The organism is Homoserinimonas sp., assembly GCF_056262345.1.
The window spans coordinates 1-8,947 of record NZ_JBACFR010000079.1; the positions used below are offsets into that span (position 1 = coordinate 1).

Sequence of the window (8,947 nt, forward strand, 5' to 3'; positions counted from 1 at the left end):
GCAGATCGGCATTGCCGAAGCGGCCGTCCGCGCGATCATTGCCGGATGCGATTTGCTCTGCATAGGACCACGAAACACCGACCAGCAGATCGGCGAGATTGAGGCGGCCATCGACGACGCCGTGGCCGCAGGCCGCATCTCGCATTCCCGCCTGCACGACGCGGCCGACCGGGTGCTCGCCCTCGCGCGCAGCTACCCCGCCGAGGCGCAGCCAGGACCCCACGACGAGCCGCAGTGCGATCTCGACCGCACCATCGCGGCGTTCGACGTGCGCACCGCAACTCGGCCACGGCCGACCGCCACAATCGTTGCGCTCGAAACCGCCAGCAACATCGCCGTCGGCGCCGCGCCATGGGGGCCGCCCGCCCACGTGCGCGTCAGTGAGGGCGAACGGTTGCCGGATGTGGCGGGACAGCTTGTGGTGATCGGCCGCGATAATCATCGGCACGGATGGGTGCGTGACCTCATCGACGAGGCACGGGCGACCAGGTCGGATGTCATCGTCGTCGATATGGGGTGGCCGTCGGACGACCGCGCCTATGCCGACGTGGCAACCTTCGGTGCCTCCCGACATGTGGGGGATGCCTTGGCGAAGTGGTGGGCACAGGAATGAGAATTGGCGTTGACGTTGGCGGCACCAAGACCGAGGCCGTTCTGGTCGACGGTTCGGGGGTGGTGCTGCGGCAGGTGAGGCTGGCGACGGGATTCGGGCACGAGGCCGTGGTCGACTCGACCGTGGCCGCGGTCGAGCAGCTGGGTGGTCACGATCGGGTATCGACGATTGGAGTCGGGATCCCCGGCACGGTGGATCCGGCGACCGGCACGGTCTCGCACGCCATCAACCTCGGTGTTGATCATCTCGCTCTCGGCGCACGGCTCGCCAGCCGGCTGGGGTCGGAGGTGCGTGTGGAGAACGACGTGAACGCTGCGGCGCTCGGCGCGTTCCACCTGCTCGGGGTGCCAGCAACTCAGTCGATTGCCTACCTCAACTTGGGCACCGGGCTCGCGGCCGGGCTCGTGTTGCGCGGTGAGCTGTGGCGAGGTTCCCGTGGGGCGGCGGGGGAGATCGGCCACATCCTCATCGACCCTGCCGGCCCGCTCGACTTGGACGGCCAGCCCGGGGGCCTCGAAGCGATGGCATCCGGATCGGGCATCGCCAGGCAGTGGGCAACGGGCGAACCCAACGCCGTCAGCGCCGTTCTTGATGCTGCCGATGCGGGGGATCCGCGGGCGGTGCAGATTCGCAGCAGATTATTCGAAGGCGTGGCGTCTGCCGTTCGTATTCTCGTGCTCACAGTCGATGTCGATGCGGTCGTCATCGGCGGGGGCATCAGCAGGCTTTCTGGTCGCATTCTCGAGGGTGTCGAGAGCGTCATCGACGGCTGGGCTCGAGCGTCGCCGTTCATCACGTCTCTCGAATTGGGGTCGCGCATCCGCATCCTTCCCGAGGGGTCTCCCGTGGCGGCGCTCGGAGCAGCGCACCTCGCGGCGCCTACGTCATCCCCTCGGTTGGTGAGCTGATGACCGAGGTGGTCATCGTCGAGAATGCCGAGGTGGCGGGGCGGCTAGCGGCCGACATGATCGAGCACCTCGTCAGACGCAACCCTTGTGCCGTGCTCGGTCTGGCGACAGGGTCGACCCCGCTCACGACGTACCGGTCACTTGCCCAACGAGACCTCGACTTCTCGCGGGTGAGGGCGTTTGCGCTCGATGAGTACGTGGGGCTTGAGCCGGGGCATCCGCAGTCGTATCGCGCCGTGATCGACCGCGAAGTTGTGGCCACGCTGGGACTCGACCCGGCGATGGTGCGGGTGCCGGGCGACGACGGCGTGCTCGATGCTGCGCTCGACGGGCCGCTCGAGGCAGCGCTCGATGCTGCGGCAGACCGCTATGAACGCGCGATCGAGACGGCGGGCGGCATCGACCTGCAGATTCTCGGGATTGGCGCAAACGGACACATCGGTTTCAACGAGCCCGGCAGTTCGCTCGCCTCGCCCACCAGGGTCAAGGCGCTCACCAGGCAGACCCGTGAAGACAATGCGCGGTTCTTTGCCTCGGTCGACGAGGTCCCTCGTCACTGCATCACTCAGGGCCTCGGCACGATCCTGCGGGCGCGGCACCTCGTGCTCCTCGCCTTTGGCGATCGCAAGGCAGATGCCGTGGCGGCAGCGATTGAGGGGGCGGTGTCGTCGTCGACGCCCGGGTCCGTTGTTCAGTTGCACCCGCGCGTAACCGCCATTGTCGATGAGGCGGCCGCGTCACGCCTGCGCTTCGCCGACTACTACCGCGAAGCCTGGGCGAGCAAACCGTAACTAGAGGCGGACACCCGCAGCCCACACGGCCTCGGCGGTCCATGCGTCGTTGAGTACGACAACATCCGCTGCATATCCGCGCGCGAGACGGCCGAACCGGTTGCCAAGCCCAACCGCCTTAGCCGGGTTTGCCGTGACGGCAGCGACCGCCGCCACGGGGTCGATTCCGACCTGCGTTATCGCCTGGTGCAGCGCGGCATCCTGCGTCAGCGTCGACCCCGCGATCGTCGAGGTTCCGCTGAGGAGGGCGCGCCCATCGCGCACAGAAACGTTGAGTTCGCCCAGGCGATAGTCGCCGTCGATCGAGCCTGCCGCCGCCATTGCGTCGGTGACCAGCGCAATGCGCCCGCGCGCCGAGGCGAAGGCGAGCCTCGCAACATCGGAGTGCACATGGGTTCCGTCCAGGATCAGCTCGATTGTCACGCGATCGTCTTCGAAGGCGGCGATGATGGGCCCCGGGGCGCGGTGATGGATGCCAGGCATGGCGTTGAACGCGTGGGTCAGCAGCGTTGCGCCACTGTCGAACGCCGCACGCGCGGTTTCATAGCTGGCCTCGGTGTGGCCAATCCCTACGGCGACGCCAGCAGAGGCGAAAGTCTTGATGGCCTCGAATGCGCCGGGCAGCTCGGGGGCGATGGTCACCTGGCGCAGGGTGCCCCTGGCGGCGTTCAGTAGCTCATCGATTTCGAGCGACTCGATGGCCCGCAGATGTTCGGGACTGTGGGCGCCCCGCCGCGCCGGTGCGAGGTAGGGGCCCTCGAGGTGGGAGCCGAGAATGAGCGGATCCGTTTCGGCGAGCGTGGCGATCGTGCGCAGGCTCTCGCGCATCTGGGCAAGGGGATTGGAGACGAGGCTGATGACGGATCGTGTTGTTCCGTGCGCTCGATGGGTGAGGAGCCCACCGGCGATCTCCTCAGCGGTGTCGTCAAACGAGTGCCCGCCGCCCCCGTGGCAGTGCAGGTCGACGAACCCTGGCGTTATGGTGCGGCCGTCCAGATCGATGCTGGTGTCGGCATCCGGAGCTCGGCCAGCGCCGGTGGCGGTGATGGTGTCCCCATCGACCAGTAGCCAAAAATCTTCGATGGCACCGTCGACATCGATCTTGCGTGCTCCGTGAAACACCGTCGTCATGGTGTCACTGTATTCCGGGCGGTGCGCGGGCACAGTAGCGGGTTCGCGCGCCCCGGTAATCGGCGGCCTACTTGAAGATGATGGTGCGGTGCCCGTCGAGCAGCACGCGGTTCTCGGCGAACCACTTGACGGCCTGCGTGAGCGTGCGGCTCTCTTCATCCTGACCAATGGCCATGAGCTCGGCGGGGGAGTGCGTGTGGTCGACACGCACAATGTTCTGCTCGATGATCGGCCCCTCGTCGAGGTCGCTCGTGACGAAGTGGGCGGTGGCGCCGATGATCTTCACCCCACGCGCGTGGGCCTGACGGTAGGGGTTTGCCCCCTTGAACCCGGGCAGGAACGAGTGGTGGATGTTGATGGCCCTGCCCGCAAGAAATTCACACAGCTCGGGCGAGAGAATCTGCATGTACCGGGCAAGCACCACAAGCTCGATGTCGTGCTTCTCAACCTCGTCGACAATGCGCGCTTCGAACGCGGCCTTGTCTGCAGCGTTGCCGATGGGCATCCGCTCGAAGGGGACGCCGTAGAACTCGGCGAGGCCGGCGAGTTCGTCGTGGTTGCTGAGCACGAGGGGCACGTGCACGGGCAGTTGACCGGCGCGTTCACGAAAGAGCATGTCGTTAAGGCAGTGCGCTGCCTTGGAGACGAGCACGAGGGTGCGCAGGGGGCGGCCGACCACATCGAGGTGCCAGCGCATGTCGTAGTGGGCGACGACGGGCAGGAGGGCGGCCTCGAACTCGGCGCGCGTTGCCGTGGATTCGACCTGGAGGCGCATGAAGAAGTTGTCGGTGTCGACGCTTGAGAACTGTTGCGACTCCGTGATGTTGCCGCCAGCGGTAACGATCGCCCCGCTGAGCGCGTGCACGATTCCGGGGCGGTCGTTGCAGACGATGGTGAGTACCCAATGGGTGGAGTCAAGTGCAGTGGGAGGGAGCGAGTTCACCAGTCCAGATTAGAGGTCGGGAGGGCCGTTGATAGAATGGACCGTCGTCGCGCGCTCGCGACGGCCCGTTGGCGGCGTCACGCCCACACCCCTGGATCGGTTTTCGAAATCCTATGAGCGCGCCTCAAACCCGCACCGCACCGCCACCTTTTCCCTACCTCGCGCTGTTTACCGTCGCTGTGGCGACCTTTCTCAGCGTCACGATCGAGATGCTGCCGACCGGGCTTCTGCCTGAAATGAGCGCAGAACTCGGCGTGACGGAATCCCTGATTGGGCTTACGGTGAGCGTCTTCGCCTTCACCGTGGTGCTATCAAGCGCAGTGTTATCGCACCTGACCCGGCGCTTCGACCGTCACAAGCTCGTCATCATCGTGCTCTTGGTGCTCGCCGCAAGCACGGTTATGACAGCGTTCGCGCCCAACTACGCCGTTCTCGTAGCGTCGCGCATTCTGGGTGGACTAGCTCACGGTCTATTTTGGGCCGTCATGGGCGCCTACGCCTCGTACCTCGTTCCCAAGGAACAGCTCGGCCGTGCAGTGTCGATCTCTCTCGGCGGCGGGTCCCTCGCCTTCGTCTTCGGTGTGCCGCTGGGAGTGACGCTTGGTCACGCCGTGGGGTGGCGTATGGCCTTTCTTGTGCTCGCGGGTCTCGCGCTCATCGGAACGTTCTTTGTCTACAAGTTCCTGCCGCCCGTCAAAGCGGGCGCCAGCACCCCCACCATGAGCGTTGCGGTCGCAAGCAGTACGTCCACGGGGGCCGTTACCGTGCTGACGGATGTTTCCCAGGCGCCGCGGCGAGAGCAGTCGGTTCTCGCTGTTGTCATCGTCTGCGTGATCACGGCAGTCACGATGATCGGGCAGTACACCTTCTACACCTACATCACGCCGTTCCTCGAGCGTTCGGTCGGGGTGAGCAAGGACTTCATCAGCCCTGCGCTGTTCGGTTACGGCGTCATGGGTTTGCTGTCCCTCGTCATCGTGGCGGCGTGGCTGGGCAGCCGGCCCCGGCTCGGTCTCATCATCGCGCTGGTCACCGTTTTCGTGTCGGTGCTCACGCTCGCCGTGTGGCCCGGCTTTCTCTGGCTCGGCGTCATCGCATTCCTCATCTGGGGGTTGGCAGGGGGCATGCTGCCGCCGCTCCTTCAGACGCGCGTGCTGCGGGCGGCTCCCGCTCGCATCCGCGACGTCTCGAGCGCGTTCTATACGACAGCCTTCAACTCGGGCATTGGTGGCGGTGCGCTCGTGGGAGCGCTGGCGCTTGAGCACTGGGGGCTTGGTGTTCTGCCCTACATTCATGCGGCGTTCTTGGTAGTCGCCATCCTTTTGGTAGTCGTGGCGGATGTTGTGCTCCACGGAGTGAAGCAGCGCCGGGTTATCGAGCACTAGGGGCGCGGAGGCATCCCCCAATGGGGGCTTTCGGCCGGGAGATTCGGCTCAATAGGCTGTGCGACGTTCCTGCTGAGGTTCATTCAGGCTTCGGCTTGATGCGCAATCGCGGGCCATCAATCATCGGAGCCTTCATGTCCTCGTCCCCCCGTCTTGCCTTCCTGCGTACCGGCCGCCGCCGGGCCGCGTCGGTCGCTGTCGCGACCGTAGTTCTCGCAGCCCCTTTGTTGGTCGCGGGGCCAGCCATGGCGGTGCCCGAATTCCCCATCACGGCAGTCTCCTTCGGGCAGTCGACCGTCAACATCGGTGAGCGTTTCACGGCCCATTTCAATGGCGACACAAGCCTCACCGAAATCGACAGCGCAGGCGGCTTCATCTGCATGTCGGAATACAAGAACCGGGCAGAGCTCAACACGACCGCCGTGAGTACCGCCCAGGCGCAAGCAGATTTCGCACTCCTCACGGGTGACTACATGGCATTCGAAGAGGACGACGAATATTCGGTGGCGTTCTACGAGCGCGTCACTACGTGCGATGCGCCTGCTTGGGGCGACGCCAGCGCAGTCTTCGCCAGCATCACGGTCGGAGCACTGCCCGTCGTGGCCCCGCCGTGTGCTGACTGCACCGTGGCTGCAGCCCCCATCGCGCTTAAGCAGGGCACCGCAGTAGACGTGAATGTGCCGCTCCAGCTTGCCGGCGCATGGGACTGGACGTCATACGGCTGGGTTGCGGCTGGCCCGCAGTCCGGTGGGCCGGGCATTGTCAACCCGTTCAGTGGCCTCATGTTCGAATCGATCGAGTCCCCGGGAGTCGCACCCCAGCTGCGGATCGTCGGAACCCCCATCTACAGCGGTTCGTTCAACGCAGGACTCGTAGTTGGTGACGGCACCAACTACGCAGAGGCGCCGCTCATCCTGAACATCGCTGCGGCTGCTGGCAACAGCGCCGTCACGATCGACGCCGCTACCGGTGCTCCGATTGCGGGTGCCCCGGTCAACGTCGTCATGTCTGGCCTCCAGCCCGGTGCCGCATTCAGCGTCACTGTGCGGTCGACCCCGGTCATCATCGGTTCGGGAACAGTGGCGATCGACGGTGTTCTTGCACAGTCCTTCACGATTCCTGCGGGCCTTGAGGCCGGGCGTCACTCGGTGACCCTCTCAAGCACGCTGGCAAACGGCTCAACCGTCACCGCGGTGTTGTACTTCACCGTGTCGGCAACGGGAACTCTCGTGGCCGTGTCGCTCTCCCAGCCCGCGCTGGCCGCCACGGGTGCAGACGCCACTCCCGCCGTCGTAGTGGCGGGCACGCTTCTGCTTCTCGGTTCGGCGTTTGCCGGTGCCGCCGTCTATCGTCGCCGCAAGGTCGCCGCATAGTCAATGCGTCTCAGGAGGGGCCCGCAGCGCGTGATGTTGCGGGCCTTTTCCGTTCGGATGCTGCGCTAGAATTGCAGGGTCGCGACTGGCGTTGAGGTGGGCAACCACCGGGGAGCGACTGACATCGACGCGGCCGTACGCCTGGGCCGCCCGAGACCTGGCTCGCGCCGGGGTACCTTGGTCATGTCAGTCGTAAGGAGCCCACGTGAACGACAAACTTCCCTCCACCTTCACCGACCCGCTGTCGAGTGTTGACCCCGAGATCGCCGCTGTGCTCGAGCAGGAGCTCGGCCGCCAGCGCGGAACACTCGAGATGATCGCGAGCGAGAACTTCGTTTCGCGTGCCATTCTCGAGGCGCAGGGTTCGGTACTCACCAACAAGTACGCCGAGGGTTACCCCGGCCGCCGCTACTACGGCGGGTGTGAATTCGTCGACATTGCCGAGGACCTGGCCCGCGACCGCGCCAAGGCGCTCTTCGGAGCCGGCTACGCCAATGTGCAGCCCCACTCCGGCGCCCAGGCCAACGCTGCGGTGCTCATGGCGCTCGCCTCGCCCGGCGACCGCATCCTGGGTCTCGAGCTTGCCCACGGCGGCCACCTCACCCACGGCATGAAGCTCAACTTCTCTGGCAAGCTCTACGACGCCAACTCCTACGGAGTGAACCCCGAGACCAACCTCGTCGACATGGACATCGTGCGCGACCAGGCGCTCGCGGTGAAGCCCGCCGTGATCATCGCCGGATGGTCGGCCTATCCCCGCCAGCTCGACTTCGCTGCCTTCCGCGCGATCGCCGACGAGGTCGGCGCCAAGCTCTGGGTCGACATGGCCCACTTCGCCGGTCTCGTTGCTACGGGCCTGCACCCGTCGCCCGTGCCCTACGCGGATGTTGTCAGCAGCACCGCGCACAAGACCCTGGCCGGTCCGCGCTCCGGGTTCATCCTCACCAACGACCTTGAGACACACAAGAAGATCAACTCCGCTGTGTTCCCCGGTCAGCAGGGCGGGCCCCTCATGCACGTGATCGCCGCCAAGGCGACCGCGTTCAAGCTGGCCGCAGAGGAGGAGTTCAAGGACCGTCAGGAGCGCACCGTTCGCGGTGCTCGCATCCTCGCCGAGCGCCTCATGAAGGACGACGCCAAGGCCGCCGGCATCGACCTGCTCACGGGGGGAACGGATGTTCACCTCGTCCTCGTGGACCTGCGCACGTCGGAGATCCACGGCAAGGATGCCGAGGACATCCTGCACTCGGTCGGCATCACCGTGAACCGCAACTCCGTGCCCAACGACCCGCGCCCGCCGCTTACGCCCTCTGGCGTTCGCATCGGCACCCCGGCGCTCGCAACCCGCGGCTTCGGCGACGAGGAGTTCACCGAGGTGGCCGACATCATCGCGACCGCCCTCATGCCGAACCCCGACATCGAGTCGCTGCGTGCACGCGTGCAGAGGCTCGCCGACGGATTCCCCCTCTACCCGGGCCTTCAGAGCCCCGGTACCTGGGCCTAAGCACACCAGTGCCTCTGGCCGCCGACCGCCGCACCCCGGGTGCCGCGACGGCGGCCAGAGGCGTTCGCTGAGAGGAATCGAACCATGACCGCAACCGTTCTCGACGGCGTCGCCACGGCATCCGCCGTCAAGGCAGAACTCGCCGACCGCATCGCCGCCCTCAAGGCGAAGGGCATCACGCCCGGGCTCGGCACGCTGCTCGTGGGCGACGACCCCGGGTCACGGTCGTACGTCGCCGGCAAGCACCGCGACTGTGCCGAGGTGGGAATCGAGTCGATTCGCGTCGATCTGCCCGCGAC

Annotated in this window: 9 protein-coding genes and 1 riboswitch; of the genes, 7 read left to right on the forward strand and 2 right to left on the reverse strand. The window is 66.0% G+C overall.

Features of this window, described 5'->3' with window-relative positions:
* The 3 genes from AC062T_RS03970 to AC062T_RS03980 all read left to right on the forward strand — a co-directional run.
* Positions 1–613, forward strand: a 613-nt coding sequence (locus tag AC062T_RS03970; protein WP_476027607.1) for a glycoside hydrolase family 3 protein, incomplete at its 5' end; no start/stop codon positions are given.
* Positions 610–1,521, forward strand: a complete 912-nt coding sequence (locus AC062T_RS03975) for an ROK family protein (protein ID WP_476027609.1) — start codon at positions 610–612, stop codon at positions 1,519–1,521. The genes AC062T_RS03970 and AC062T_RS03975, both read left to right, overlap by 4 nt.
* The gene (locus AC062T_RS03980) at positions 1,521–2,312 is read left to right on the forward strand and encodes a glucosamine-6-phosphate deaminase (RefSeq protein WP_476027611.1); all 792 of its coding nucleotides are present in this window, start codon (positions 1,521–1,523) and stop codon (positions 2,310–2,312) included. Before AC062T_RS03975 ends, AC062T_RS03980 begins: the two co-directional genes overlap by 1 nt.
* Here the strand turns inward: AC062T_RS03980 and nagA are convergent, their stop codons facing one another.
* On the reverse strand, positions 2,313–3,443 hold the full coding sequence (gene nagA, locus AC062T_RS03985; protein ID WP_476027613.1) for an N-acetylglucosamine-6-phosphate deacetylase: 1,131 nt from the start codon (positions 3,441–3,443) through the stop codon (positions 2,313–2,315).
* Between the two features lie 67 nt (positions 3,444–3,510).
* Positions 3,511–4,389 carry a formyltetrahydrofolate deformylase gene (purU, locus tag AC062T_RS03990; RefSeq protein ID WP_476027621.1) on the reverse strand — a complete coding sequence of 293 codons (879 nt, stop codon included), beginning with the start codon at positions 4,387–4,389 and terminating at the stop codon, positions 3,511–3,513.
* A 110-nt stretch (positions 4,390–4,499) separates the two neighbouring features.
* On the opposite strand from purU, the gene AC062T_RS03995 reads away from it, so the two are divergent.
* From AC062T_RS03995 to AC062T_RS04010, 4 genes are all read left to right on the forward strand, one after another.
* Positions 4,500–5,771 carry an MFS transporter gene (locus AC062T_RS03995; RefSeq protein WP_476027615.1) on the forward strand — a complete coding sequence of 424 codons (1,272 nt, stop codon included), beginning with the start codon at positions 4,500–4,502 and terminating at the stop codon, positions 5,769–5,771.
* A 134-nt stretch (positions 5,772–5,905) separates the two neighbouring features.
* Complete coding sequence (locus AC062T_RS04000) at positions 5,906–7,144, forward strand: hypothetical protein (RefSeq protein ID WP_476027617.1); 1,239 nt, start codon at positions 5,906–5,908, stop codon at positions 7,142–7,144.
* A 71-nt stretch (positions 7,145–7,215) separates the two neighbouring features.
* Positions 7,216–7,298: riboswitch (ZMP/ZTP riboswitch) on the forward strand.
* A gap of 51 nt (positions 7,299–7,349) precedes the next feature.
* Complete coding sequence (gene glyA, locus AC062T_RS04005) at positions 7,350–8,648, forward strand: serine hydroxymethyltransferase (protein WP_108514945.1); 1,299 nt, start codon at positions 7,350–7,352, stop codon at positions 8,646–8,648.
* An 84-nt stretch (positions 8,649–8,732) separates the two neighbouring features.
* Positions 8,733–8,947: tetrahydrofolate dehydrogenase/cyclohydrolase catalytic domain-containing protein (locus AC062T_RS04010; protein WP_476027619.1), on the forward strand; the 215-nt coding region annotated here is incomplete at its 3' end.

Bases quoted from the DNA above. Each gene is read 5' to 3' on its own strand.
- AC062T_RS03975 (WP_476027609.1), top strand. From the start codon at position 610: ATGAGAATTGGCGTTGACGTTGGCGGCACCAAGACCGAGGCCGTTCTG.
- AC062T_RS03980 (WP_476027611.1), top strand. From the start codon at position 1,521: ATGACCGAGGTGGTCATCGTCGAGAATGCCGAGGTGGCGGGGCGGCTA.
- nagA (WP_476027613.1), bottom strand. From the start codon at position 3,443: ATGACGACGGTGTTTCACGGAGCACGCAAGATCGATGTCGACGGTGCC.
- AC062T_RS03995 (WP_476027615.1), top strand. From the start codon at position 4,500: ATGAGCGCGCCTCAAACCCGCACCGCACCGCCACCTTTTCCCTACCTC.
- AC062T_RS04000 (WP_476027617.1), top strand. From the start codon at position 5,906: ATGTCCTCGTCCCCCCGTCTTGCCTTCCTGCGTACCGGCCGCCGCCGG.